We start from the raw sequence: 25,853 nt of genomic DNA, 5'->3' as shown, positions 1-25,853 counted from the left end.
GACGAGCCTCGGGTCAGGACAGCCGCGAACCGGGGCCGACCACGGGGGCGCTGCCGGTGGCCTCGGACAGGATGGCGTCGAACGCGACCCGCGCCGTCCGGTGCTCGCCGAGCCGGTTCGGCTTGCCCGTGCCGTGGTAGTCGCTCGAACCGGTGACGAACAGGCCGTAGCGCGACGCCCAGTCGAGCAGGGTGCGCTTGCCGTGCGCCAGGTTCTCGCGGTGGTCGACCTCGAGCCCGCCGAGCCCGGCGTCGACGAGGTCGCGGAGCATCGGCTCGTCGATGACGATCCCCCGCGACGAGGCTGCCGGGTGCGCGATGACCGGCACACCACCCGCCTGTCGGATGAGTTCGACGCCGCGCAGGGGCGACGGCGCCTCGTGCGGTTCGTAGTAGCCGGACGCCGGGTGCAGGATGCCGCGGAACGCCGCGCTCCGGTCGGACTCGAGGCCCCGCGCGACGAGCGCGTCGGCGATGTGCGGGCGGCCGATGGTGGCCCCGGGGCTCGCCTGCGCCAGGACGTCGGCCCAGGTGATCGGGTGGTCTTCGCCGATGCGGTCGACCATGCGGTGCGCGCGGGAGAGGCGGCCGGAGCGGATGCGGTCCGTCTCCTCGACCAGGCCCGGGTCGTGTGGATCGACCAGGTAGCCGAGGACGTGCACGCTGCGGAAGCCGATGCGCGTGCTGAGCTCGAGACCCGGCAGGAGCGTCAACGGCAGCTCGCGTGCGGACCCGGACGCGTCGGCCCAGCCGGCGGTCGTGTCGTGGTCGGTCAGCGCGACGGCGTCCAGGCCGGCGGCCGCGGCCGCTCGGACGAGCTCCGCGGGTCGCTCGGTGCCGTCGGAGACACTCGAGTGCGCGTGCAGGTCGATGAACGGGTCGGGCACGTCGACAATGCTATCCACAGGTGAGGGGCCGCACAGGACGCCGGTGCAGCGCGGTGCGATGATGGGGGCATGGCCGACACGACTCCCCGCGCGACGAGCAACCGATCCACGACCCCCGGGTCCTCGACCTTCAAGGACTTCATCGGGTCGCAGTGGGCCGACCGCGAGCAGACGATCCCCGAGCCCCGCGAGCAGGCCGCCTTCGCTGCCGAGCGTCGGGCCCGCATCTCCGAGCTGCACCCGGGCCGCACGATCGTCGTCCCCGCCGGACAGGCCAAGGTCCGCTCGAACGACTGCGACTACCCCTTCCGCCCGCACTCCACGTTCGCGCACCTGACCGGGTGGGGCACCGACACCGTCGTCGGCTCCGTCCTCGTGATGACGCCGAACGGCTCCGGGCACGACGCCACGCTCTACTTCCGTGCCACGGCCGGTCGTGAGTCGGAAGAGTTCTACGCGAACCCCGAGATCGGCGAGTTCTGGGTCGGCCCGCGTCCCTCGCTCGACGCCGTCGCCGCCGACCTCGGGCTGGCCACGGCCGACCTCGGTGCCTTCTCGGACGTCGCCGACGGACTCGACGCCTCGGCGCTGCTCGTGCGCGAGGCCGACGACGACCTGACCCGCACCCTCGACGCACGACTCGGCAGCCCCGTCGGCGGCGCGCCGGAGACCGACGACGCACCGGCGACCGACGACGTCCTCGCCCGCGACCTGTCCGAGCAGCGCCTGGTGAAGGACGCGTACGAGGTGGGCGAGCTCCGCAAGGCCGTCGACGCGACGAAGCACGGTTTCGACGACGTGATCGCCGACTTCGACGCCGTCCTGGCACACCAGCGGGGCGAGCGCATCGTCGAGGGCACCTTCAACCGCCGGGCTCGTGCCGACGGCAACACGGTCGGCTACGACACGATCGCCGCCTCGGGCCACCACGCCTGCATCCTGCACTGGACCCGGAACGACGGCGCCGTGCAGCCGGGTGACCTGATCCTCATCGACGCCGGGGTCGAGGTCGACTCGTTCTACACGGCCGACATCACCCGCACGCTGCCGGTCAGCGGCACGTTCTCCCCCGTGCAGCGCATGGTCTACGACGCCGTGCTCGAGGCAGCAGACGCCGCGTTCGCCATCGTCAAGCCGGGCATCACGTTCCGCCAGGTGCACGCCACGGCGATGGAGGTCATCGCCCGCAAGACCGCCGAGTGGGGCTTCCTGCCCGTCTCGGCGGAAGAGTCGCTCGAGCCGGACAACCAGTTCCACCGCCGCTACATGGTGCACGGCACGAGCCACCACCTCGGCCTCGACGTGCACGACTGCGCGAAGGCCCGTCGCGAGATGTACATCGACGGCGTCGTGCAGCCCGGCATGGTGTTCACGATCGAGCCCGGTCTGTACTTCCAGCAGGACGACCTGACCGTGCCCGAGGAGTTCCGCGGCATCGGCGTCCGGATCGAGGACGACATCCTGGTCACCGAGGACGGGGCCGAGAACCTGTCGATCGGCATCCCCCGGACCCCCTCGGAAGTGGAGGGGTGGATCGCCCGCTCCGGCCGCTAGCCTGAGCGGGTGACGACGCCCGACGCCTCCACCGACTCCCGCACGCCGCAGTTCTCGATCGAGGTCGAGCACTTCGACTCCCCCGACGCGCAGCGACTCCGAGCCGCGCAGCGCCTGGAGATCGACCGTGCCTACGGCGGCGACACCGAACCCGGCGAGAAGCCGACGGCAGACTCCATCGCGGTGTTCTTCCTGGCGCGCGACGAGGCCGGCACTCCGCTGGCGTGCGGCGGACTGCGGGTCGTCGACGACGGCATCACCGAGATCAAGCGCATGTACGTCCGGCCGGAGTCCCGCGGCTCGGGTGTGGCAGCCGCGCTGCTGCGTCGGCTCGAAGAGGCCGCGCTCGACCTCGGGTCACCGGCGCTCGTGCTCGAGACGGGGAACGAGCAGAAGCGCGCCGTCGGGTTCTACGAGCGCGAGGGCTTCACGCGCATCGCCAACTTCGGCCCCTACATCGGCGCCCCGCTGTCGATCTGCTACTCGAAGGTGCTGTAACCCGAACACACCGGCCCCGAGCACGCAGGCGTCAGGGGCGCTCGTCGCCCTTCGGGGACGACGGCGACGACGGGGTCGATGAAGACGACGGTGCCGGCGGCGTCGCACCGGGCACCCGCTCGCCGTACTGCGGCGGGTCCTGCGGACGACGCTCGGGGATCGCCGGCCCACCCGAGGTGGGTCGGTCGGCGGGGGCGGCAGCGGACGGGTCGGCGTTCTCGCCGTACCGGGGCCCGTCGTTCGTGCCGTACCGCGGCGCGCTCGACGCACCCGGCGCCGTGGGCGCATCCGTCTGCGCGCCGGGGGCCGACGTGCCGGGCTGCTGCGGGCCTCCTGGCTGCTGGTGGGGTGTGGCGTGTCCGCCGTACGGCGACTGCTGCTGCGGCGGGGCGGGACGCCACGGCTGCTGTCCCTGCACCGGCGCGCCGGGAGCGCCGGGAGCGCCCTGCTGGGGCTGCTCGTTCCAGTGCGTGGACGGCGTCGCGCCGTGCTCACCGAGGATGCGCTGCGCCTGACCGGTCAGCTGCGGGTTGACGACGATCTGGTAGTTCGTGGCGAGCACCTGGTGGACGCTCGTGAAGTCGCGCTGTCGCTTGGTGATCGCGAACGAGACGATGCCGTAGAGCATGCCGAACGCGGCGCCGATGATCGCGGCGGCGAGGATCAGGCCACCGGAGCTCGGCGAGAACAGGGTGAGCACGATGCCGAAGAAGATGCCGAGCCAGAGACCGGACAGGGCGCCGGCGATCGCCGCACGGCCGTAGGTCATCTTGCCGGTGACGCGCTCGACGGTCTTCAGGTCGTTGCCCACGATCGAGAGCTGGTTGACCGGGAAGTCGGCGTCGGCGAGCTTTGCCACGACGCGCTGCGCATCGGGGTAGCTGTCGTACGTGCCGAGGACGTCGCCCTTGGGCAGCGTCGGGAAGGCCTGGGCGGTCCTGCCGGCGAAGGGACTCTGATTGCTCACACAGCCATCATTCACCGCGCACCTTGCAATCGCACGTGCACCGCCGGGGAAGCGCCAGCACGCAACCGACTACGCTGGGGCGGGTGAGCGCCACGAAGGTCTTCGTCGCCCGCCTCGCCGGGTGCTCCGTCTTCGACCCCGCGGGCGACCGCGTGGGCAAGGTCCGGGACGTCCTGGTGGTCTACCGCCGGGCCGATCCCCCGCACGTCGTGGGGTTGATCGTCGAGGTGCCGGGCAAGCGCCGCATCTTCGTCAGCGTCGGCCGCATCACCTCGATCGGCGCCGGCCAGGTCATCACCACCGGGCTCGTCAACATGCGCCGCTTCGAGCAGCGCGGCGGCGAGGTCCGGGTGATCGCCGAGATGCTCGGTCGCAAGGTGCTCATCAAGAACCAGCGCATCCGCGCCACCATCGAGGACGTCGCGATCGAGGACCGCGGGCAGGGCGACTGGGAGGTCGCGCAGCTCTTCCTCCGCAAGCCGAAGACCACCCCGTCGCCGTTCGGCAAGGGCCCGACGACGTTCGCGACGTGGAACGAGGTCACCGAGGACGAGCTCCCCGGCGAGGCCCAGTCCGCCGAGCACGTCATCGCCGCGTACTCCGACCTGGTGCCCGCCGACCTGGCGAGCACGCTGCTCGACCTGCCGGAGGAACGCCGGTTCGAGGTCGCCGAGGAGCTCCCCGACGACCGGCTGGCCGACGTGCTCGAGGAGATGCCCGACCAGGAGCGCGTCGAGATCCTGTCGCGGCTCGAGGACTCCCGTGCGGCCGACGTCCTCGACCAGATGCAGCCGGACGACGCCGCCGACGTGCTCGCGCAGTTCTCCGACGAACGGAGCGAGGCGCTCCTGCAGCTCATGGAGCCGGAGGAGGCGCAGGACGTCCGCATGCTCCTGGAGTACGAGCCGGACACCGCCGGTGGTCTGATGACCACCGAGCCCGTCATCGTCTCCGCCGACGCGACCGTCGCCGAGGGGCTCGCGCTCGTCCGCCGACACGACCTCGCGCCGGTGCTCGGTGCCGCGGTGTGTGTCACGCTACCGCCGTACGAGCCGCCGACCGGTCGGTTCCTCGGGCTGGTGCACTTCCAGCGCATGCTCCGCTACCCGCCGAACGAACGGCTCGGCACGCTCATCGACCAGCAGACCGAGCCGGTCCGGGTCGACGCGAGCGCTGCCGAGGTCACCCGCGTGATGGCGACCTACAACCTGCTGTCCGTCCCCGTGGTCGACGACGCCCACCGCCTCGTCGGGGTGGTGACGATCGACGATGTCCTCGACCACGTCCTGCCGGACGACTGGCGAAGTCAGGGCGAGGGGGAACCCTCACCGCTTCCACGCCAACGCCCGCGCAAGACACCCGTGACGACGGGAAGGAGGACCACCCGTGGCCCGAACGGATGAGAACCGTCGTGATCGCGAGCGCTCCGACGTCCGCCTCGACTCCCCCAAGGGCATGCGCACGCGCGTGCTCCCGACCCGCCGTCGTGGCGGACGCGGTGACACGTTCGGTCGCGCGACCGAGGGCATCGCACGGGGCATGGGCACGCCGTGGTTCCTCATCGGCCTCACCCTGTTCTGTGTGGTCTGGATGGGTTACAACACCCTCGCGCCGAAGCCGTGGCAGTTCGACTCCGCCGCGATCGGCTTCACCGCACTGACCCTGGTGCTGTCGCTGCAGGCCTCGTACGCCGCCCCGCTCATCCTGCTCGCGCAGAACCGGCAGGACGACCGCGACCGCGTGCAGTTCGAGCAGGACCGGCAGCGTGCGGAGCGCAACCTGGCGGACACCGAGTACCTGGCGCGCGAGGTCGTCGCGCTCCGGCTGGCGATGCGCGACATGGCGTCGAAGGACTTCATCCGCGCCGAGCTCCGCTCCCTGCTCGAGGAACTCGACCGGCGCGACGCCGACGACGCCGGCTACGCGAACGAGCCCGGCAGCTCCACCCGTGGCTGACGCGGCTCCCGCCGACGAGCAGCTGGGCACGGCGGTCCTCGCTGCGCTCGGCCGCGTGATCGACCCCGAGATCCGTCGGCCCGTCACGGAGCTCGACATGATCCGTGGTGTCGACGTGCAGCCAGGAGGCGCGGTGCGCGTCGACCTGCAGCTCACGATCGTGGGGTGCCCCGCCGCCGACACCATCGAGCGCGACGTGCGCGTCGCCGCCGGTTCGGTGGACGGGGTGTCGTCGGTCGACGTCGACGTGTCGGTGATGGCCCCCGCGACGCGTGCCGCGCTGACCGAACGCCTGCGGGCCGGCCGGCCGAACGGCATCCAGTTCACCGCGGACTCGCTCACCCGGGTGATCGCCGTCACGAGCGGCAAGGGCGGTGTCGGCAAGTCGACGGTCACCGCCAACCTCGCCATCGCCCTCGCCCGCCGGGGCCTGCGGGTCGGGATCGTCGACGTCGACGTGCACGGCTTCAGCATCCCCGGGCTGATGGGACTGACCGACGAGCACGGCATCGCGCCGCGTCCGACCCGGGTGGACAGCATGATCCTGCCGCCCGTCGCCCACGACGTGAAGGTCGTGTCGATCGGGATGTTCGTCGACGACGCCTCCACCGCCGTGTCCTGGCGTGGCCCGATGCTGCACCGCACCGTGAACCAGTTCCTGACCGACGTGTTCTTCGGCGACCTGGACGTGCTCCTGCTCGACCTGCCGCCCGGCACCGGCGACGTCGCGATCTCGGTCGGCCAGCTCCTCCCCCACGCCGAGGTCCTCGTCGTCACCACACCCCAGGCGGCCGCGGCCGACGTCGCCGAGCGCAGCGGGATCGTCGCACGGCAGACGGGCCAGCGGGTGATCGGGGTCATCGAGAACATGGCCGGGCTCGTGCAGCCCGACGGCTCGGTCCTGCACCTGTTCGGCAAGGGCGGTGGCGCCGAGACCGCCGCACGGCTGTCCCGCGGGCAGGACGCCCCCGTACCGGTGCTCGGCAGCGTGCCGCTGTCCGTGCCGCTCCGCGAGGGCGGGGACACCGGCCTGCCGGTGGTCCTCGGCGCGCCGGAGGACCCCGCAGCCGTCGCCCTCGCCGCGATCGCCGACGGCATCACGACGATGGGGCGCGGACTGGCCGGACGGAAGCTGGGTCTGTCGCTGTCCTAGGCTCGTCAGCATGAGCATGGATCACGTCAGAGTCGACTGGGACCGCGCCCGCGACACGAACCGGGCGAACTGGGACGACCGGGTGCCGATCCACGAGGGCGCCTACGCCGTCGACGAGCTGTCCGACCCGGCGCACCGCTCGGACGTCGTGCGCGACGACCTGCCGGCCCTGACGCCGTGGCTGCCGAACGGCTCGCTCGCCGGCCTCGACGTCTGCCACCTGCAGTGCCACATCGGCACCGACACCGTGTCGCTCGCCCGCGAGGGAGCCCGGCTCACCGGCGTCGACTTCTCCCCCGCGGCGCTCGCCTCCGCCGCCGGCCTCGCGACGCGGCTCGGCATCGACGTCACCTGGGTGGAGACCGACGTGCTCGACGCCCGCGCTGCCGTCTCCGGCGACTTCGACGTCGTCTACACGAGCATCGGCACGATCTGCTGGCTCCCCGACCTCGACCGCTGGGCCGCACAGGTCGCCGGCTTGCTGCGCCCGGGCGGGGTGTTCTTCATCCGCGACGGCCACCCCGCGCTCTACGGCCTCGACGAGACCGCCGACGAGCTCGTCACCCGGTACCGGTACTTCCCGGACGGCACCGCGCAGCAGTGGGACGACGCCGGCACCTACGCCGGCGACGGCACCGTGGCGAACACCCGCACGTTCGAATGGCCGCACCCGCTGTCCGAGATCGTGAACGCGCTGCTCGGCGCCGAACTCCGACTCCGCCGCCTGGACGAGGGGCGCACCCTGCCCTGGCGCTTCAGTCCCCGCATGGAGGACACCGGCGACGGCTCGTGGGCGTGGCCCGACGCTGACCGCGACCGTGTTCCCCTGACGTACACGATCGTCGCCACCCGCGACTGACGACGGGCGCCTGCCATCCGCTCGGCGCGCGCCTGTACGTTCGTTCATGGACAGGTCGTTCCACCCCGGAGCATTATGCAAGGGCATTGCACAATGCCCTTGCGGAATGTGACCGCCTGGGCTCCACCCGCCGGACGACGACGTCCGGCCGAGGACAGGAGAACCGTGTGAACCAGAACACCCGAGTACGGATCGGCCTCGTGGCCACCGTCGCCGCAGTGATCGCCGGCGGATCCCTCGCCGCAGCACCGGCCATCGCCGCGACACCGTCGTGCGCGACCGCGTGGACCGCCGGCACCGCGTACTCCGGCGGTGCCACCGTCAGCGAGAACGGATCGAACTACACCGCGAACTGGTGGACGCAGGGCGATGACCCCGCGACGCACGCCGGGGCAACGGGCAGCGGCCAGCCGTGGACGTCGACCGGCGCCTGCTCCGGCACGGGCGGCGGCACCACTCCTCCCGGTGGGGGGACGACGACCCCCGGCACGGGCGGGAGCGGCGGCACGGCCAGCGGACTGGTGTTCAGCCCGTACAAGGACATCACCGTGAACCTCGACTGGAACACGAACGTCATGAACACCGCGGTCACCGGGACGCGGATCCCGGTGGTCGGCTCGAGCAACAGCCTGGTGTCGACCCGGGAGCCCGGCCTCAAGGCGATCACCCTCGCCTTCGCGACCGGCACGTGCGGCAGCGAGAACTGGGGCGGCGTCGCGGCGGATGCCTTCGCGAACGCCAACATCCCGAAGCTCGACGCCGCCGGGGTGGACTACATCGTCAGCACCGGCGGAGCCGCCGGTTCGTTCAAGTGCTCGGGCGCCGCACTGCAGTCGTTCATCGCCCGGTACGCGACCCCGCACATGATCGGCGTCGACTTCGACATCGAGAGCGGTCAGTCGGCCGCCGACGTGCAGAACCTGGTGAGCGCTGCAGCCCTCGCCCAGGCGAAGTACCCGGGCATGCGCTTCTCGTTCACGCTCGCGACCCTGGCCGCCAGCGACGGCTCGTACGGCGGGCTGAACAGCACCGGCGACGCCACCGTGAAGGCGATCAAGGCGTCGACCCTGACGAACTACACGATCAACCTCATGACGATGGACTTCGGCCGCGCGACCGCCGCGAACTGCGTGCTCTCCGGCTCCACCTGCCAGATGGGCAAGTCGTCGATCCAGGCCGTCACGAACCTGCAGCACACGTACGGCATCGCGTCGTCGAAGATCGAGGTCACCCCGATGATCGGCGTCAACGACACCACCGACGAGGTCTTCACCCTCGCCGACGTCGACACCCTGTCCGCCTACGCGAAGGCGAACGGCCTCGCCGGGATCCACTACTGGTCGCTCGACCGCGACACGCCCTGCGCCTCGACGACGGCGTCGTCCACCTGCAGCTCCGTCCCGAGCGCACCGGCACTCGCCTGGACGGATCGCTTCCTCGCCGACCTGAAGTAGTCGTCACCACACCGAACACGGGAGGCCCGGTGCCAGCTGGCACCGGGCCTCCCGTCCGTCAGGTGGTCACGTGACGGGCGTCAGGTCGCTTCCGCGTCGAACGGTGGCGCTTCTCCCGCGGCCAACGGCACGACGGGAGCCGTCGCGCGCACCTTGGAGGCGGTCACCTGCGCGGTCTGGACCGCGGCGGCGCTGCTGGCGCCGCCGGAGTCGAGGAGCGCATCGCGGATGATCCGTCGGGGGTCGTACTGTCGCGGGTCGAGCTTCTGCCACTCGATGTCGTCGAACTCGGGGCCCATCTCGTCGCGCATCCGCTCCTTCGCGGTGTCGGCGAACCGGCGGACGGCCTTCACGAACTCGGCCAACTTCTGGGCGTACATCGGCAGGCGCTGCGGCCCGAGCAAGAGCACGGCAATGATCCCGATGATCAGGATCTTGTCGAGCGGGATGTTCACGTGAGCGAGCCTAACCCGTACGGCTCCGATGCACCCCTAGAGTTGTCAACCGAACGGAGTGTGCGTGTCAGAGAAAGAGTCGAACTGGAAGTTCGCCGAGGACATCGTCTCGGAGTCCGAGGCGATCGCCCGCGCTCGTGAGCACTCTCTGGAGCTCGGTGTCGAGGCGATCTCGCCCGCGATCGGCGCGCAGATCGGCGTCATCGCCGCAGCCTCCCGAGCCACGAGCATCATCGAGATCGGGACGGGCCTGGGAGTCTCCGGGCTGTACCTGCTCGGCGGCGCGCCGGACGCGACCCTGACCACGATCGACGTCGAGGTCGACCACCAGCAGTTCGCCCGCGACGCCTACATCAGCGCCGGCACCGCCCCCGCTCGGATCCGGCTCATCCCGGGCCGCGCGAACCAGGTGCTCCCCCGGATGAACGAGGCGTCGTACGACGTTGTCCTTGTCGACGCCGACCCCGAGCACGTCATCGAGTACGTCGAGCACGGGCTGCGGCTCGCGCGCCTCGGCGGGACCGTCCTGGTGCCGCACGCGCTGTGGCGCGGACGCGTCGCCGACCCGGTCAAGCGCGACCGGGCGACGACCGACTTCCGGCTGCTGCTCACCGAGGTGTCGACGTCGGGGGCGGTGCGCAGTGCGCTCTCGCCGGCCGGTGACGGGCTGCTGCAGTTGACGAAGGTCACCGCGTAGCAGCCGTCCCCACCGGTCACTCGAGGTGCCGCAGGTACCGCTCCGGTGACTCGAGGAACGACCGCTGGTTGCGCACCAGGTCGAGGTCCTCCCACTCGGTGCGCCGGAACCCCCACTCGCCGACCTCGTGGATCGTCGCGCCGGGGAACGCCGCCAGGACCGGTGAGTGCGTCGAGAGCACGACCTGCCCGACCCCGCTGTCGACGATCGACCGCAGCAGCGCGATGAGCGTCAGACAGCCGGAGAAGGACAGCGCCGACTCCGGTTCGTCGAGGATCCAGAGCCCCGGCCACTGCGCGCGGTCGATGACGAAGTCGAGGAACGACTCACCGTGGCTGCGCTCGTGGAACACCGGCTCGGGGCGGGAGTGGTTGGGGTGGTCCTCGAGGTAGGTGAAGAAGCCGTGCATGGTCTCTGCGCGCAGGAAGAACCCGCCGCGGGGCGCACCGAAGTCACGGCGGAGGACGATGTGCTGCCACAGCGACGACTCGGACGGACGCGTCGAGTGGTTCGCCAGGGTGGAGCCGCCCTCGGGTGACATGCCGAACCGGAGCGCAATCGCCTCGATCAGGGTGGACTTGCCGACACCGTTGTCGCCGACGAACACCGTCACCGGGTCGAGGTCGAGTCCCTCGTCGAGCAGCTGCCGCACCGGGGGCAGCGTCGCCGGCCAGACGTCTCGCGGCATCGGGTCGGGGTCGCGGTACTCCTCGACGCGGCGGATCGGCATGTGGGTCCTCGGCACGAGGCCATCCTGCCGGACGCGACCGACAGCGCGACGGGCGCGCACGCCGACGGCGCGACGCCCCGGACGCAGACGACGGGCCCGGCGCGTACACGCTCCGGACCCGTCGTTCTGGTGCTTTCGACTACTAGGCCGAGACGACCTCAGCGAGTGCGTCATGGAGTTCCTTGGCCTCGGCATCGTTGACCGAGACGACCAGGCGGCCTCCTCCTTCGAGCGGAACCCGCACGATGATGAGTCGACCCTCCTTAACAGCCTCCATCGGCCCGTCACCGGTCCTCGGCTTCATGGCTGCCATCAGATGTCCCCTTTCGTGCAGTACATGCCCGCTCATTATCTCGTATTGATGGGGCAACTGCGAAACTGCCCAGGTTGGGGGTGTCGGATCGCCGGATCTTCGCGGTTTGCGTTCGTAACCTTGGCGGATGCCGAACATCCGCTCCATGCGCCGTCAGTCCTCCAGCGGGCATCCCGACCGGTCTGGGCGTCCCGAGGGCTCCGGTCCGGCCGGACAGACCGCACGGTCCGACGACGCGGTGCCGGCCGGTCTGCGGATCGGTGCGGCGTTCACGTGGCGCATCCTCGTCGTGGGTGCCGGGCTCGCCGTGTTGGTCGCGCTCGTCGTGCTGCTGCAGGACATCGTGGTGCCGTTCCTCATCGCGCTGCTCGTGTGCGCACTGCTCATGCCGATGTCGTCGTTCCTGCAACGGCACCGGTGGCCGAAGTGGACGGCGGTGCTGTCGAGCCTCGTCGCGCTGGTGCTGGCCCTCGGCGGGCTGGCGCTGCTCGTCACCGAGCAGGTGCGGTCCGACCTGCCGTCGCTCGAACGCCGGCTCCACCACAGCGTGCAGTCCCTGCGGACCCTGCTCGACAGCGAGCCGTTCGGGATCACGGCGAAGGACGTCGACTCGTGGGTGTCGAACGGCTTCGACTACCTGCAGGCGCACGCCTCGACGATCCTGTCCGGGTTCCAGGCCGCCGGCACCGGCGCCGTGCACGTGCTCGAGGGGCTGTTCATCATCGTGTTCACGACGCTGTTCGTGCTCATCGACGGCCCGCGCATCTGGGGGTGGGTCGTCCGGCTCTTCCCGCGCCGGGCACGTGCTCGCATCGACGTCGCCGGGCACGCCGGCTGGAAGACCCTGACGAGCTTCATCCGCGTCCAGCTGGTCGTCGCCGTCACCGATGCCCTCGGCGTGACCATCGGAGCGCTCGCCCTGCAGATCCCGCTGGCGATCCCGATCGGCGTCATCGTCTTCTTCGGCGCGTTCGTCCCCGTCGTCGGGGCGATCGTCGCCGGTGCGGTCGCGGTGCTCATCGCCCTGGTCTTCAACGGCTGGGTGCCGGCGCTCGTGATGCTCGGCATCGTGGTGGTCGTGCAGCAGCTCGAGAGCCACGTCCTGCACCCGTTCCTGACCGGCACGGCCGTCAAGGTCCACCCGCTCGGAGTCGTCCTCGGGGTGACCGCGGGCACGACGATCGCGGGTGTCGTCGGCGCGTTCTTCGCAGTGCCGTTCATCGCCACCGTCAACGCGATGGTCGTGGCGGCGGCGAACTGGCGGCCGGGTGACCCGGAGCCGATGTCAGCGACGGTGCCGAAGCGCGAGCGGAGCGGCCCCGCCGCACGGCTCCTGGCCCGCGCCCAGGCCCGTGAGCGCCGTGCCGATCACGGCGGGGTCCAGTCGTAGCCGTCGATCCACCAGCAGTAGTACAGCCAGACCCACTGCAGCCCGACGAACGCCACCACGACGGCCACCCGGTACACGCGGGACCGCGGCAGCGCCACGATGCCGAGCAGCGGCGCGATCGGCACCAGGATCCGCCAGGTGCTCGACTGCGGGAAGAACACGGCGAGCAGGTACACGACGTAGGCGATGCCCCAGAGGCGCAGCTCGATCCCGATCACCCGGGCTGCGGGCATGCAGACGAACGCCACGAATCCGACGACCACGACGGCCAGCAGGACCCCGCCGGCCGGCTGGTGGAACCACCACCCGAAGCCCTGGATCCACGGCGCGAACGGCACGAGCTCCTGCCACCCGACGTAGGACGACCGCCAGGCGAGCTCGGTGTCGGTGTACGCCTTGGGCACCCCGGTGACGGCCCAGGCGATCGCCGGCCACGCCAGGCCGACCAGTCCGGACACGACCGCGACCACGGCGGGCGGCACGAGGCGGCGCAGGGTGAGCGGCTCCGACGACCGCACCCACGCGGGCCGGATCGCCCACGCGCCGACGAACAGCACGACGAGCAAGGCGAAGGCGAGCCCGGTCGGCCGGGTCATCCCGAGCAGGAGCACGACGGGCAGCATCGTCCACCACCGTCGGTCGACCATGAGCAGCAGCGCGACGAGCAGCAGGAACAGCCCCATCGACTCGGCGTACGCCACCTGGAACATCGCCGACACGGGCGCGACGCAGAACAGCACCGTGGCGAAGGTCGCCCGCGCCGGGTCGAGGAAGCGCCCCATCAGGCGACGGAACACGAGCGCAGCGCCGAGGCCGGCGAGCAGCGAGACCGCCACCGCGACGAACTCGAACGACGCTCCGGTGAGCAGCATCAGGCCCCGCACCAGGAACGGGTACGCGGGCATGAACGCCCACGCGTTCTCGGTCACGTGCCCTGCCGCGTCCACGGGCAGGGTCGACGGGTAGCCGCCGGTCGCGATCACGCGGTACCAGGCGCCGTCCCAGATGGACGCGAACGACAGGTACGCCGGGTGCTGGACGGTGAACGAGTTCGCCGCCTGCACGCTCGCGAAGGCCTGCATCATCAGTCCGGTGACGAACCGGGCGAGCACGTAGACGACCGTGATGCGGACCCACCACGGCACCACCCGGTAGCGGGCGCGCCAACGGGTGCGTGCAGAGGTCGGCCGGGTGGCCCCGGCCGTCGTCAGGCCGTCAGCCACCGACGGAGGCCGGCCTCGACCGCGGTGATCTGCGCGACCGGGACCTGCTCGTCGTCGTGGTGGGCGAAGACCGGTTCACCGGGTCCGTAGTTGACCGCGGGCACCCCGAGCGCCGAGAAGCGGGCGACGTCGGTCCAGCCGTACTTCGGGCGGGGCTCCGGGCCACCGACCGCCGACACGAAGTCCTGCGCGAGCGGGGCGTCGAGGCCGGGGCGGGCACCGGCGGCGAGGTCGACGATGGTCACGTCGTAGCCGTCGAAGAGCTCGCGGATGTGCGCCACGGCCTCGTCGGCCGAACGCGACGGCGCGAAGCGGTAGTTCACGTGCACCATCGCCTCGTCCGGGATGATGTTGCCCGCGATGCCGCCGCTGATCCCGACGGCGTTGAGGCCCTCGCGGTACTCGAGCCCGTCTACCGTGACGGTCCGGGGCTCGTAGGCGGCCAGCGTGGCGAGGATCGGTGCCGTCTTGTGGATCGCGTTGTCGCCGATCCAGCTGCGGGCGCTGTGCGAGCGCTTGCCGAACGTGCGGATCTCGGCGCGGAGGTTGCCGTTGCAGCCACCCTCGATCTGCGCGCCGGACGGCTCCCCCAGGATGGCGAAGTCGGCGGCCAGCAGTTCCGGACGGGTCCGGGCGAGACGACCGAGGCCGTTCAGCAGGTCGCTGACCTCTTCGTGGTCGTACCAGACCCACGTGACGTCGACCGAGGGCTCGACCAGGTCGTACGCGAGCTTGAGCTGCACTGCACAGCCGGCCTTCATGTCGACGGTGCCGCGACCCCACAGGATCTCGGTGCCGTCCTCGGCGGTGCGGAACTCGGTCGGCAGGTTGTCGTTGAGCGGCACGGTGTCGATGTGCCCGGCGATCACGACGCGGCGGTCGCGGCCGAGGTTCGTGCGGGCGACGATCGCGTCGCCGTCCCGGATCACCTCGAGGTGCGGCAGCGGTGCGAGCACCGCCTCGATCGCGTCAGCGAGGGCCTGCTCGTTCCCCGACACCGATTCGATGTCGCAGATGGCACGGGTGATGTCGATGGACGAGGCGGTGAGGTCGAGCTGCTCCGGCATGCGGTCACCTTATCTGCCGTCGCTCCCGTCGCGCTGGCCCACGGCACGGCGGCCGGGAGGCACGGTGCGGTTCCGCAGCGTCCGTCCGGTCGGTCCGGTGCTCCCGTCCAGTGCGTCGGTACCCTGGTGCGGTGACCGACACGACCGCTGCCACCGACCCGACCGCCACCGCCGACCGCCCGACGCACGCCTGGGGCCACGGCCTCGCGACGATCGCCGCCGACGGCACGACGCTCGACACCTGGTACCCGGAGACCCACCTCGGCCCGCTGCCCGCTGCCGCGGTGTTCCCGGCAGCACTGCAGGCGCACGTCGGCGACGACCCCCGCCGCGAGGTCCGGATCGTGGCCGTCACCACCGAGGTCACCATCGACGCCGCCCCGACCAGCACCGAGGACGCGTACCTGCGCCTGCACCTGCTGAGCCACCTGCACGTGCGTCCGAACACCATCAACCTCGACGGTGTCTTCGGGTACCTCCCGATCGTCGCGTGGACGAACGCGGGGCCGGTCCACCCGGAGTCCCTGACCCGCCTGCGCCCGTCGCTGCAGCGCGCGGGCATCGCCGTGCACGCCATCGACAAGTTCCCCCGTCTGGTCGACTACGTCGTGCCGGACCGCGTCCGCATCGGTGACGCCAACCGCGTCCGTCTCGGGGCGCACCTGGCGCCGGGCACGACCGTCATGCACGAGGGCTTCGTGAACTTCAACGCCGGCACCCTCGGCGACGCCATGATCGAGGGCCGCGTCTCGCAGGGCGTCGTCGTCGGCAACGGCACCGACATCGGCGGCGGGGCGTCCATCATGGGCACGCTCTCCGGCGGCGGCACGCACCGGGTCTCCCTGGGCGAGCGCGCGTTGCTCGGTGCGAACGCGGGTCTCGGCATCTCCCTCGGCGACGACTCCGTCATCGAGGCCGGCCTGTACGTCACGGCCGGCACGAAGGTCGTCCTGGTCGGCGCCGCACCGAACCCGGACGGCACGCCGAAGACCGTCAAGGCCGCCGAGCTGTCCGGCACCCCGAACGTCCTGTTCCGCCGCAACAGCCTGTCCGGCGCCGTCGAGGCGCTGCAGCGCAAGGGCGAGGGCATCCAGCTCAACACCGCGCTCCACGCGTAGGCCTGGCGCCGCGCAAGCGACAGAGTCCTGCGAACTGTTCGCGGGACTCTGTCGCTTTCGCGGGTGAGAACGCGCGTCAGCGCGCGGGGAGGTCCCGCTTCGGCGCACCCACGTAGAGCTGCTGCGGGCGACCGATCTTGTTGAGCGGGTCGTTGTTCAGCTCGCGCCACTGCGCGATCCAGCCGGGCAGGCGGCCGATCGCGAACAGCACCGTGAACATGCGCGGCGGGAACCCCATCGCCTTGTAGATGATGCCGGTGTAGAAGTCGACGTTCGGGTACAGCTTGCGGTCGATGAAGTACTGGTCGCTCAGCGCGATCTGCTCGAGCTCCTTCGCGATGTCGAGCAGGTCGTCCTGCACGCCGAGGGACTCGAGCACCTCGTCCGCCGACTCCTTGACGAGCTTCGCGCGGGGGTCGTAGTTCTTGTAGACGCGGTGTCCGAAGCCCATGAGCTTCACGCCGCGCTCCTTGTTCTTCACCCGCTCGACGAAGCGCTGCACGGGCTCGCCGGAGTCCTTGATCTGCTGCAGCATCTCGAGCACGGCCTCGTTCGCGCCGCCGTGCAGCGGCCCGTACAGGGCGTTGATGCCGGCCGAGATCGAGGCGAACATGTTCGCCTTCGTCGAGCCGACCAGGCGGACCGTCGCGGTGGAGGCGTTCTGCTCGTGGTCCTCGTGCAGGATGAGGAGCCGGTCGAGGGCCTTCGACAGCACCGGGTTCGGCTGGTAGGACTCGGCCATGGTGCCGAAGTTCAGGCGCAGGAAGTTGTCGACGAACGACAGCCCGTTGTCCGGGTACAGGAACGCCTGCCCGATGGACTTCTTGTGCGCGTAGGCGGCGATCACCGGCAGCTTGGCGAGCAGCCGCACGGTCTGCAGCTCGACCTTCTCCGGGTCGTCGACGTCCATGTCGTCCTCGTAGTACGTCGACAGGGCGCTGACGGCGCTGGACAGCACGGACATCGGGTGCGCGGAGTGCGGGAGCGCGTCGAACAGGCGCCGGAGGTCCTCGTGCAGCAGGGTGTGCCGACGGATGCGGGCGTCGAAGTCGGCGAGTTCGGACTCGTCGGGCAGCTCGCCGTAGATCAGGAGCCACGCGACCTCGAGGAAGGTGCAGTTCGACGCGACCTGGTCGATCGGGTACCCGCGGTACCGCAGGATGCCCTCGTCGCCGTCGATGTAGGTGATCGCGCTCTTGGTCGACCCGGTGTTCACGAACCCGTAGTCGAGCGTGTTCATCCCGGTCTGCTTCTTGAACGTCGAGATGTCCATCGTGGACGCGCCGTCGACGCTCGGCAGGATCGGGAACTCCGCGCTGCCGCCCGGGTACGTCAGCGTCGCGGTCTCGCCCGTCTGTTCGGCGGCGGGACTCACGGGCACGGGCGTCGTGGGCGGTGTGGCCGTCTTCTGAGCGTCGTTGGCAGTGTCAGTCACGTTGACAGCCTAATCGCGGCGTCTGTCGCTCGTGCACACATCGATGGTCACGACTTGGTGGGAACCCCCGGTTGCGCTCCGGGCGGAATGCACGATCCGCCCGGTCGCAGGGTCCGTCCCCGCGCTACGCGGTGCCGAGCCGACGGCTGCTGGCCAGCCGCTGGGCCGCCGCGGCGATGCGCTCGTCGGTCGCGGTGAGGGCCACCCGGACGTGCTCCCCGCCCGCCGTGCCGTAGAACGTGCCCGGTGCGACGAGGATCCCGTGGTCGGCCAACCACGACACCGTGTCGAGCGCGGGCTCACCGCGGGTCGCCCAGAGGTACAGGCCGGCCTCGCTGTGGTCGATGCGGAAGCCGGCGTCCTCGAGTGCCCGTCGGAGCATGTTCCGGCGCGCCCGGTAGCGGGCCTTCTGCTGCTGCACGTGGGTCTGGTCCGCGAGTGCGACGATCATCGCTTCCTGCACCGGCAGTGGCGGCATGAGCCCCGCGTGCTTCCGGACCGCGAGCACGTCGGCGAGGATCCGGGCGTCACCGGCGACGAACGCCGCACGGTACCCAGCGAGGTTCGACTGCTTCGACAGCGAGTACACGCTGAGCACGCCGTCGACCGAGTCGCCGACGACGCGGGGGTCGAGGACCGTGGGGGTCGGGGTGGTCGCGTACTGCGGGTCCCAGCCGAGCTCGGCGTAGCACTCGTCGCCGACGATGACGGCACCGAGTTCGCGGGCGCGGTCGACCGCTGCGCGCAGGTCGTCGATCGAGAGCACGCGGCCGTCGGGGTTGCCGGGCGAGTTCAGCCACACCAGCTTCGTCGTCGCCGGCCACGCCGCCGGGTCGTCCGATGCGAGGGCGTCCGCACCGACCAGGGCCGCGCCGAGCTCGTAGGTGGGGTACGCAGCGGCGGGGAACACCACGGTGTCGCCGGCGCCGATGCCGAGCCAGAGCGCCAGGCCGGCGATGAACTCCTTCGACCCGATCGTCGGCAGCGTGTGCGCCTCGGTCAGCTGCACCCCGTGCCGGCGGCCGTACCAGTCGGCGATGGCCTGCCGCAGCGCCGGGGTGCCGGCGACCTGCGGGTAGGCGTGCGCGTCGGTGGCGTCGGCGAGGGCGCGTCGGACGACCTCGGGGGTCGGGTCGACGGGCGAACCGACGCTCAGGTCGACGATGCCGCCCTCGTACCCGGCCGCGCGCTGCTTGAACGGGACGAGCTGGTCCCAGGGGAAGTCGGGCAGGTCGAGCGCCACGTGCGTGTCCGGCTCAGCCGCGGGGCGGTTCGGCCATGACGACGGGGTGGTCCTTGTGGATCACACCGACCTTCGCGGCGCCACCGGGCGAGCCGACTTCCTGGAAGAACTCGACGTTGGCCTTGTAGTAGTCGGCCCACTCGTCGGGCAGGTCGTCCTCGTAGTAGATGGCCTCGACCGGGCACACCGGCTCGCACGCACCGCAGTCGACGCACTCGTCGGGGTGGATGTACAGCGAGCGGTCGCCCTCGTAGATGCAGTCGACGGGGCATTCGTCGATGCAGGCACGGTCCTTGACGTCGACACAGGGCTGGGCGATCACGTAGGTCACGGTTCGGGTGCTCCCTTCGACGAGCGGGTTCGAGTCTACTCGCGGCCCGGGGCCGTCCGGGACCGGAGCCCCGACAGGTCCGGCCACGCGAGCACCAGGGCGGCGATGACGGCGGGGGCGAACGTCCACACGTACCCGGCCGCGTTCGCCAGCACGAGCGGCGAGCCCTGGCCGCCGACGGAGACGAGCACCTGGGTGGCGACGAGGATGCCGATGCCGATCGCGGCGACCATCGCCCGCGACCGGTACAGCAGCCGGATGCCCACGGTCAGCCCGATCACGAGCAGCGTGGTGATCACCATGCCGATCGGGAACGCGGCGGCGCCGACGGTCTGCTGGTGCGTCACGGTGCCGAGGCCGCCGGTGACGAGCCCGAGCACGAGCGCGACGGCGACCGCGGCGACCTTGCCCTGGCCGGACATCTCGGCGTAGGTCTGCGGTGCCGGGGGCTGCGGGTCGGCGTCGTGCCGGAAGGCCTCGACGGCGGGGGCGTGCTCGCGGACGCCGTGCGGCATCACCCACGACAGCGCGGTCGGGTCGGCGGTGTCGACCGGGTCGACGGTGACCTGCGAGCGGTACTGCTCGACGGCGGCACGCACCTTCGCCCGCACCGGCAGGACGTCGACGGTGACGTCGGCGTCCCCGGTCTCCGGGGCGACGATCATCGAGAACGCCACTTCCTCTGCCCGGGCCGCGTACCGAGCAGCGTGGTGCACACGCACGTGGTCGGGGTGGCCGTACCCGCCGTCGTCGGCGTAGCTCACGACCGCGTCCGCCCCGGTGGAGCGGATCGCGGCACGGACGTCGTCGACGACCTCGCCCAGGTCGGCGGCGGTCAGCGAGTCGGCGGGGGCGTCGTCGGCGGCGGTCGCCCGCCCGTCCGGCCCCCACTGCATGCCGGAGTCGACGTACCGGCGTTCCGGCAGGTCGGTGGGCCGGGCACCGCGCCCGCCGAGCCACAGGTGCGCCGGGCCGCCGAGGGCTGCGAGTGCCGCGTCGATCTCGGTCTCGCGGTGCGCGGCGACGCGTTGTGCGTCGCCGGCCAGGGGTGCGAGCCGCTCGGTGAGCATCTCGCCGCGCTCACCGCGGGTCGCCGTCAACACGGTGACCTCGGCGCCGAGCTCGAGCAGGGTCGCGACCGTCCCACCGGACGACAGGGTCTCGTCGTCGGGGTGGGCGTGCACGAACAGGACGCGCTCGGGGCGCGTGACGGAGGCCTTCGACATCGCCCCCAAGGGTACGGGACTAGCGGGCCGTGACGATGTAGGTCGCGGTGACGCCGTCGTCGCCGTCCGAGAACGTGAGCACGACGCGGTACCCGTCGCTGCGGAACATCCCGAACGCACTCGACGAGTCGGCGCGCTTCGCCGACTCGGTGTAGCCCGCGTCGGCGAGCTGCTGCGCGGCGGAGGCGAAGTCGTCGACCGACCCGGCGCGCACCTGCACGACCCACCCGGAGCCGTTCGGTCCCGCTCCCCCGCCGAGCACCGTGCCGTCGACGAGCGGCACGTCGGACGACGGGAACCCGTCGGGCACCTTGCCGTCAGAGGTGACGTTCGCACCCTTGAGCGCCGTGTCGAGCGCCCCGTCGATGCCGCCCGCGACCGAGGACATGCCGTCCTGGATCGCCTTGCCGTCGATGCCCGCGACGCCGTCCGCGACCGTCGAGGCCACCGAGGACCCGAGGTCCGTCGCCTGCTTCACGGAGTCGGACGAGCAGCCGGTGAGTCCGGCCAGGGCGATGCCGGCGGCGACGGCGGCGATCAGCGGGGTACGGAGGGAACGCATGCGCCGACGGTAACGGGTGAGCCGGGAGGCACGGCGCGAGTTGGCTGTGAACGTCCTGTCCCCGGGACGGTCACCCGCGCGGCGGGGCCGCCCCGCGCCTCCCGTCCGCCCGTCAGGCGACGTAGGCGCGCGTCGCGGCGACCAAGGCGTCGACGCCGACCGGGATCGCGGTCTCGGCCTGCGGCGCGTAGAACGGCGAGTGGTTGCTCGGGATGTCCTCGCCGCGGCGGAACAGCTCCGGGTCGGTGATCCCCGTGAACCAGTACACGAGCGGGACGCCCGCTGCCGTCGCGAGCTGCCCGACGTCCTCCGACGCCATCGCCAGCCCGATCTCCAGCTCGCGCGCACCCGGCACGGCGGCGCTGACGGCCGCGAGCACCCGGGCAGCGGACGCCGCGTCGTTCACGGTCACCTCGGCACCGGGCGACCGCACGATCGTCGGCTCCGGCAGCCCGCCGGCGTCGCTCTCGGCACGGACGATCCGCTCGATCGACGCGATGATGCGCGCACGGGTCTCCTCGTTGCGGGCACGCGTCGAGATCTCGATGACGGCCTGGTCGGGGATGATGTTCGCGCGGGTGCCGGCGTGGAAGCTGCCGACGGTGACGACGCCGGCGTCGCTCGGCGAGACCTCGCGCGAGACGACGGTCTGCAGCCGCACGACGGCGGACGCGGCGGTGACGACCGGGTCGAGGGATGCCTGCGGCGCGGACCCGTGCGCCCCGCGACCGTTGAAGGTCACCGTGAGCCGGTCGCTCGACGCCATCACCGGGCCGGAGCCGATCGCGACGATGCCGACCGGGGCCGGAGCCGAGTGCTGGCCGAGCACGACGTCGGGCTTCGGGAACCGGTCGACCAGGCCGTCCTCGACCATGGCGCGGGCGCCGGAGATGACCTCCTCCGCCGGCTGGAAGACGCCGACGACCGTGCCGCTCCACTGGTCCCGGGTGGCGACGAGGCGCTCGAGCGTGCCGAGCAGCCAGGTGACGTGGATGTCGTGGCCGCACGCGTGCATCGTCGGGACGTCGTTGCCGTCCTCGTCGGTGCCGCGGTGCTGGCTGGCGTAGGACAGCCCCGTGCGCTCCTGGACCGGCAGGCCGTCCATGTCGGCGCGGAGCCACACGACCGGGCCCTCGCCGTTCGACAGGACACCGACGACACCGGTGCCGCCGACGCCGGTGGTCACCTCGATGCCACCGAGTTCGGCGAGCCGGTCAGCCACGATGCCCGCAGTGCGGTGCTCCTGGAAACCGAGCTCGGGGTGGGCGTGCAGGTCCTGGTACAGCGAGAGGAGGTCGAGGGTCACGGCATCCACCGTAACCCCCGACCTCCTCAGGTCGTGCTCTTGCTGACGCGACGCGTCGCTTGGTGCTTACGCGTCCTGACGCTTCAGGCGGGCGTACGAGCGCTGGCGGGCCTGCGCGTCGAGCTCGACCTTGCGGATGCGGACGACGGCCGGGGTGACCTCGACGCACTCGTCCTCGCGCGCGAACTCCAGGCACTCCTCGAGGGAGAGCTGGCGCGACGGCGTCATCGACTCGAAGGAGTCGGCGTTCGCCGAACGCATGTTCGTGAGCTTCTTCTCCTTCGTGATGTTGACGTCCATGTCGTCGGCGCGCGAGTTCTCGCCGATGACCATGCCCTCGTAGACCTCTTCGGTGGGGTTGACGAAGAACGTCATCCGCTCCTGCAGGTTCGTGATGGCGAACGGCGTGACGACACCCGAGCGGTCGGACACGATCGAGCCGTTGATGCGGGTCTGGATCGGGCCGGCCCACTCGTCGTAGCCGTGCGAGATCGCGTTGGCGATGCCGGTGCCGCGGGTCTCGGTCAGGAACGACGTGCGGAAGCCGATCAGGCCGCGCGACGGGACGATGAACTCCATGCGCACCCAGCCGGTGCCGTGGTTCGTCATGTTCTCCATGCGGCCCTTGCGAGCGGCCATGAGCTGCGTGATCGCGCCGAGGTACTCCTCCGGCGTGTCGATCGTCATGTGCTCGTACGGCTCCTGCAGCTTGCCGTTCTCGTCACGCTTCGTGACGACCTGCGGCTTGCCGACGGTGAGCTCGAAGCCCTCGCGACGCATCTGCTCGACCAGGATGGCGAGCGCGAGCTCACCACGGCCCTGGACCTCCCACGCATCGGGGCGACCGATGTCGAGGACCTTGAGCGAGACGTTGCCGATGAGCTCGCGGTCGAGGCGCTCCTTGACCATGCGGGCGGTCAGCTTGTGCCCCTTGACCTTGCCGACGAGCGGGCTGGTGTTCGTGCCGATCGTCATCGAGATCGCCGGGTCGTCGACCGTGATGGTCGGCAGCGGGCGGACGTCCTCGGGGTCGGTCAGCGTCTCACCGATGGTGATCGTGTCGAAGCCGGCGACGGCGACGATGTCACCGGGGCCAGCCGACTCGGCCGGGTAGCGCTCGAGGGCCTTGGTGATGAGGAGCTCGGTGATGCGGGCGTTCACGACGGTGCCGTCGTGCTTGACCCACGCGACCGTCTGGCCCTTCTTCATCGTGCCGTGGAAGATGCGCAGCAGCGCGAGACGACCGAGGAACGGCGACGCGTCGAGGTTGGTGACGTGGGCCTGCAGCGGGTGCTGGTCGTCGTACTTCGGGGCGGGGACGTGCTGCAGGATCGCTTCGAACAGCGGCTCGAGGTCGTCGTTGTCGGGCAGCGAGCCGTCGGCCGGCTTGTTGCGCGACGCGGCACCGGCACGACCCGAGGCGTAGACCACGGGGACGTCGAGGATCGCGTCGAGGTCGAGGTCGTCGACCTCGTCCGACAGGTCGGACGCCAGGCCGAGGAGCAGGTCCTGCGACTCGGAGACGACCTCGTCGATGCGGGAGTCGGGGCGGTCCGTCTTGTTGACGAGCAGGATCACCGGGAGCTTGGCGGCGAGCGCCTTGCGGAGCACGAAGCGGGTCTGGGGCAGCGGGCCCTCGGACGCGTCGACGAGCAGGACGACACCGTCGACCATGGAGAGGCCTCGCTCGACCTCACCACCGAAGTCGGCGTGACCCGGGGTGTCGATCACGTTGATGGTGATGGGGCCGTCCGCGCCGAACTCGGTCGCGTGCTTGCCGTTGTAGAGCACCGACGTGTTCTTCGCGAGGATCGTGATGCCCTTCTCGCGCTCGAGGTCGTTCGAGTCCATCATGCGGTCTTCGCCCTCGAAGTGGGCGTCGAACGAGTTGGTCTGCGTGAGCATCGCGTCGACGAGGGTGGTCTTGCCGTGGTCGACGTGTGCCACGATGGCGACGTTGCGCAGGTCGGACCGGGTGGCGAGCGCCATACAGGACATCCTTCAATTTCTGGGAGAGTGTCGGGCCAGTGATTTGTCGGCACCGCACCCGCGGGCAGAACGCCCGACACGCCAGTCTACCGGTAGTTCGCAACCGTCAGGAGTACAGCAGATGAGCCGACGGCGAACGTGGGTCGAGATCACCATCGTGCTGCTGCTCTCACTGGGTGCCAGCGCGCTGTACTCGATCCTCCAGATCATCGACGACCTGTCGCAGACGACCCCGCTCGGCGAGCAGTCCACGGCACTCAACACGTCGTCGACGACGGTGCAGTACGTCGACCTGGCCCGGCAGCTGCTCGGGATCGCAGTGGACCTGGCACCGGTCGCGCTCGTCTGTTTCCTGCTGTGGAGCACGTCCCGCCCGCACCTGTCCCGGCTCGGCATCGACCGGTTCCGGGTGAAGCCCGACCTGGGCGGTCCGGCGCTCATCGCGCTGTGCATCGGGATCCCGGGGCTCGCCCTGTACTTCGCCGGGCGTGCGCTCGGCATCACGGTGAACGTGGACCCCGCTGCCCTGAACTCGTACTGGTGGACGGTGCCGGTCCTGCTGCTGTCCGCGATCCGCTCCGGCCTGCAGGAAGAGGTCATCGTGATCGGGTACCTCTACGCCCGGCTCGGCGACCTGGGCTGGGGGCGGTGGCAGGTGATCCTGTCGACGGCACTGCTGCGCGGGAGCTACCACCTGTACCAGGGCTTCGGCGCGTTCGTCGGCAACGCCGTGATGGGCATCGTGTTCGGCTGGATCTACACGAAGTGGGGCCGCCTGATGCCCCTGATCATCACGCACTGCCTGCTCGACGCCGCGGTGTTCGTCGGGTACCCCTGGGTCGCGAGCGCGTTCCCCCGGTTGTTCTCGTAGCGTGAGCACATGAGCATCCCCGAGGTCGGCGAGTCCGCGCCGACGTTCACCCTGCCGGGCATGATCGTCCGCGACGGGGTCCGCACCGACGACGAGTACGACCTGTCGTCGGAGATCGGCCGGACCGTGGTGCTCGCCTTCTACCCCGGCGACGCGACGGCCGTCTGTACCGCGCAGCTCTGCAGCTACCAGGCGGAGCTCGACGAGTTCGACGACCTCGGCGCCGTGGTGTGGGGCATCAGCCCGCAGGCCCTCGACTCGCACGAGACGTTCGCGCGCGGCTCCTCGCTCACGTTCCCCCTGCTGAGCGACACGGCCGGCTCGGTGATCCGCGACTACGGTGTGCGCGCGCCGGGGATCGGACTCCGTCGGTCGGTGTTCGTGATCGGTCCCGACGGGGTCGTGCGGTGGCGGCACGTCGGCCTGGTCGGTCTGCGGTTCCCGACGGCCGAGACCATCCGAGAACAGATCGAACTGCTCGTCTCGTGACCGGATCCTGCGGAACCCGCGGAACCCGCGGAACCCGCTGACCCCGCGACTCCCGCGGATCACGCGGCTTCCGCCGTTCCC

26 protein-coding genes are annotated in these 25,853 nt (G+C 70.9%); 12 read left to right on the top strand and 14 right to left on the bottom strand.

Annotation, left to right across the window (positions count from 1 at the left end; genetic code table 11):
- Positions 1 to 13 precede the first annotated feature (13 nt).
- Positions 14 to 886, bottom strand: coding sequence for a PHP domain-containing protein (locus ITJ69_RS04010; RefSeq protein WP_123938949.1), 873 nt, complete (start codon positions 884 to 886; stop codon positions 14 to 16).
- Positions 887 to 955: 69 nt separating this feature from the next.
- Here ITJ69_RS04010 and ITJ69_RS04005 point away from each other — a divergent pair, with 69 nt between their 5' ends.
- Together ITJ69_RS04005 and ITJ69_RS04000 are read left to right on the top strand one after the other, a co-directional pair.
- Positions 956 to 2,440 (top strand): aminopeptidase P family protein, encoded by a 1,485-nt coding sequence (locus tag ITJ69_RS04005; RefSeq protein WP_194672058.1) that lies wholly within the window; start codon positions 956 to 958, stop codon positions 2,438 to 2,440.
- A 9-nt stretch (positions 2,441 to 2,449) separates the two neighbouring features.
- Positions 2,450 to 2,938, top strand: coding sequence for a GNAT family N-acetyltransferase (locus ITJ69_RS04000; RefSeq protein WP_159571561.1), 489 nt, complete (start codon positions 2,450 to 2,452; stop codon positions 2,936 to 2,938).
- Between the two features lie 31 nt (positions 2,939 to 2,969).
- Here ITJ69_RS04000 and ITJ69_RS03995 read toward each other — a convergent pair whose 3' ends face one another.
- Positions 2,970 to 3,905 carry a general stress protein gene (locus tag ITJ69_RS03995; RefSeq protein ID WP_194672057.1) on the bottom strand — a complete coding sequence of 312 codons (936 nt, stop codon included), beginning with the start codon at positions 3,903 to 3,905 and terminating at the stop codon, positions 2,970 to 2,972.
- Positions 3,906 to 3,988: 83 nt separating this feature from the next.
- Between ITJ69_RS03995 and ITJ69_RS03990 the strand changes: the two genes are divergently transcribed.
- The 5 genes from ITJ69_RS03990 to ITJ69_RS03970 all read left to right on the top strand — a co-directional run bounded on the left by ITJ69_RS03990 (position 3,989) and on the right by ITJ69_RS03970 (position 9,327).
- On the top strand, positions 3,989 to 5,308 hold the full coding sequence (locus ITJ69_RS03990; protein ID WP_111084991.1) for a magnesium transporter MgtE N-terminal domain-containing protein: 1,320 nt from the start codon (positions 3,989 to 3,991) through the stop codon (positions 5,306 to 5,308).
- A 52-nt stretch (positions 5,309 to 5,360) separates the two neighbouring features.
- A complete protein-coding gene (locus ITJ69_RS03985) occupies positions 5,361 to 5,861 on the top strand; it encodes a DUF1003 domain-containing protein (RefSeq protein ID WP_111085044.1) in 501 nt (166 codons plus the stop codon).
- A complete protein-coding gene (locus ITJ69_RS03980; RefSeq protein WP_194672056.1) occupies positions 5,854 to 7,014 on the top strand; it encodes an Mrp/NBP35 family ATP-binding protein in 1,161 nt (386 codons plus the stop codon). The genes ITJ69_RS03985 and ITJ69_RS03980 overlap by 8 nt, the downstream gene beginning before the upstream one ends.
- Positions 7,015 to 7,024: 10 nt before the next feature.
- Entirely contained in the window at positions 7,025 to 7,873 is an 849-nt protein-coding gene (locus ITJ69_RS03975) for a class I SAM-dependent methyltransferase (RefSeq protein WP_194672055.1), read from the top strand.
- A gap of 167 nt (positions 7,874 to 8,040) precedes the next feature.
- Positions 8,041 to 9,327 carry a carbohydrate-binding protein gene (locus tag ITJ69_RS03970; protein ID WP_228504729.1) on the top strand — a complete coding sequence of 429 codons (1,287 nt, stop codon included), beginning with the start codon at positions 8,041 to 8,043 and terminating at the stop codon, positions 9,325 to 9,327.
- 80 nt (positions 9,328 to 9,407) lie between these two features.
- Here the strand turns inward: ITJ69_RS03970 and ITJ69_RS03965 are convergent, their stop codons facing one another.
- On the bottom strand, positions 9,408 to 9,782 hold the full coding sequence (locus tag ITJ69_RS03965) for a twin-arginine translocase TatA/TatE family subunit (RefSeq protein ID WP_123340711.1): 375 nt from the start codon (positions 9,780 to 9,782) through the stop codon (positions 9,408 to 9,410).
- 64 nt (positions 9,783 to 9,846) lie between these two features.
- Here ITJ69_RS03965 and ITJ69_RS03960 point away from each other — a divergent pair, with 64 nt between their 5' ends.
- Positions 9,847 to 10,479: an O-methyltransferase gene (locus tag ITJ69_RS03960; protein ID WP_123294100.1), complete on the top strand. Its 633-nt coding sequence runs from the start codon at positions 9,847 to 9,849 to the stop codon at positions 10,477 to 10,479.
- Positions 10,480 to 10,495: 16 nt separating this feature from the next.
- On the opposite strand, the gene ITJ69_RS03955 is transcribed toward ITJ69_RS03960, so the two are convergent.
- Both ITJ69_RS03955 and ITJ69_RS03950 read right to left on the bottom strand, forming a co-directional pair.
- Positions 10,496 to 11,224 carry an AAA family ATPase gene (locus tag ITJ69_RS03955; RefSeq protein WP_123294101.1) on the bottom strand — a complete coding sequence of 243 codons (729 nt, stop codon included), beginning with the start codon at positions 11,222 to 11,224 and terminating at the stop codon, positions 10,496 to 10,498.
- A gap of 127 nt (positions 11,225 to 11,351) precedes the next feature.
- On the bottom strand, positions 11,352 to 11,522 hold the full coding sequence (locus ITJ69_RS03950; RefSeq protein ID WP_017887054.1) for a DUF3117 domain-containing protein: 171 nt from the start codon (positions 11,520 to 11,522) through the stop codon (positions 11,352 to 11,354).
- Between the two features lie 127 nt (positions 11,523 to 11,649).
- On the opposite strand from ITJ69_RS03950, the gene ITJ69_RS03945 reads away from it, so the two are divergent.
- The gene (locus ITJ69_RS03945; protein ID WP_228504727.1) at positions 11,650 to 12,912 is read left to right on the top strand and encodes an AI-2E family transporter; all 1,263 of its coding nucleotides are present in this window, start codon (positions 11,650 to 11,652) and stop codon (positions 12,910 to 12,912) included.
- Here the strand turns inward: ITJ69_RS03945 and ITJ69_RS03940 are convergent.
- Complete coding sequence (locus ITJ69_RS03940; RefSeq protein ID WP_194672054.1) at positions 12,891 to 14,135, bottom strand: hypothetical protein; 1,245 nt, start codon at positions 14,133 to 14,135, stop codon at positions 12,891 to 12,893. The two genes, ITJ69_RS03945 and ITJ69_RS03940, sit on opposite strands and share 22 nt — an antisense overlap.
- Complete coding sequence (gene dapE / locus ITJ69_RS03935; RefSeq protein ID WP_123294103.1) at positions 14,120 to 15,202, bottom strand: succinyl-diaminopimelate desuccinylase; 1,083 nt, start codon at positions 15,200 to 15,202, stop codon at positions 14,120 to 14,122. The genes ITJ69_RS03940 and dapE overlap by 16 nt, the downstream gene beginning before the upstream one ends.
- Before the next feature lie 131 nt (positions 15,203 to 15,333).
- Between dapE and dapD the strand changes: the two genes are divergently transcribed.
- A complete protein-coding gene (gene dapD / locus ITJ69_RS03930; RefSeq protein WP_194672053.1) occupies positions 15,334 to 16,320 on the top strand; it encodes a 2,3,4,5-tetrahydropyridine-2,6-dicarboxylate N-succinyltransferase in 987 nt (328 codons plus the stop codon).
- 76 nt (positions 16,321 to 16,396) lie between these two features.
- Here the strand turns inward: dapD and ITJ69_RS03925 are convergent, their stop codons facing one another.
- From ITJ69_RS03925 to typA, 7 genes are all read right to left on the bottom strand, one after another.
- The gene (locus ITJ69_RS03925; RefSeq protein WP_194672092.1) at positions 16,397 to 17,695 is read right to left on the bottom strand and encodes a citrate synthase; all 1,299 of its coding nucleotides are present in this window, start codon (positions 17,693 to 17,695) and stop codon (positions 16,397 to 16,399) included.
- A 184-nt stretch (positions 17,696 to 17,879) separates the two neighbouring features.
- On the bottom strand, positions 17,880 to 18,998 hold the full coding sequence (dapC, locus tag ITJ69_RS03920) for a succinyldiaminopimelate transaminase (protein WP_194672052.1): 1,119 nt from the start codon (positions 18,996 to 18,998) through the stop codon (positions 17,880 to 17,882).
- A 13-nt stretch (positions 18,999 to 19,011) separates the two neighbouring features.
- The gene (gene fdxA / locus ITJ69_RS03915) at positions 19,012 to 19,329 is read right to left on the bottom strand and encodes a ferredoxin (RefSeq protein WP_069711637.1); all 318 of its coding nucleotides are present in this window, start codon (positions 19,327 to 19,329) and stop codon (positions 19,012 to 19,014) included.
- A 35-nt stretch (positions 19,330 to 19,364) separates the two neighbouring features.
- Entirely contained in the window at positions 19,365 to 20,555 is a 1,191-nt protein-coding gene (locus ITJ69_RS03910; RefSeq protein ID WP_194672051.1) for a PIG-L family deacetylase, read from the bottom strand.
- Between the two features lie 19 nt (positions 20,556 to 20,574).
- The gene (locus ITJ69_RS03905) at positions 20,575 to 21,117 is read right to left on the bottom strand and encodes a hypothetical protein (protein WP_123673112.1); all 543 of its coding nucleotides are present in this window, start codon (positions 21,115 to 21,117) and stop codon (positions 20,575 to 20,577) included.
- 112 nt (positions 21,118 to 21,229) lie between these two features.
- Positions 21,230 to 22,423 carry an amidohydrolase gene (locus ITJ69_RS03900; RefSeq protein WP_194672050.1) on the bottom strand — a complete coding sequence of 398 codons (1,194 nt, stop codon included), beginning with the start codon at positions 22,421 to 22,423 and terminating at the stop codon, positions 21,230 to 21,232.
- Between the two features lie 66 nt (positions 22,424 to 22,489).
- The gene (typA, locus tag ITJ69_RS03895; RefSeq protein WP_111084979.1) at positions 22,490 to 24,412 is read right to left on the bottom strand and encodes a translational GTPase TypA; all 1,923 of its coding nucleotides are present in this window, start codon (positions 24,410 to 24,412) and stop codon (positions 22,490 to 22,492) included.
- A gap of 121 nt (positions 24,413 to 24,533) precedes the next feature.
- Here typA and ITJ69_RS03890 point away from each other — a divergent pair, with 121 nt between their 5' ends.
- Positions 24,534 to 25,283, top strand: coding sequence for a CPBP family intramembrane glutamic endopeptidase (locus ITJ69_RS03890; RefSeq protein WP_123294108.1), 750 nt, complete (start codon positions 24,534 to 24,536; stop codon positions 25,281 to 25,283).
- A 9-nt stretch (positions 25,284 to 25,292) separates the two neighbouring features.
- Positions 25,293 to 25,772: a peroxiredoxin gene (locus tag ITJ69_RS03885; protein WP_131878336.1), complete on the top strand. Its 480-nt coding sequence runs from the start codon at positions 25,293 to 25,295 to the stop codon at positions 25,770 to 25,772.
- Positions 25,773 to 25,853 lie beyond the last annotated feature (81 nt).

This window comes from Curtobacterium sp. VKM Ac-2887, from assembly GCF_015350935.1.
In the GTDB taxonomy this organism is placed as follows: Bacteria; Actinomycetota; Actinomycetes; order Actinomycetales; family Microbacteriaceae; genus Curtobacterium.
The sequence above is the reverse complement of the archived record's forward strand: the minus strand, read 5'-3'. Positions and strand labels throughout refer to the sequence as shown.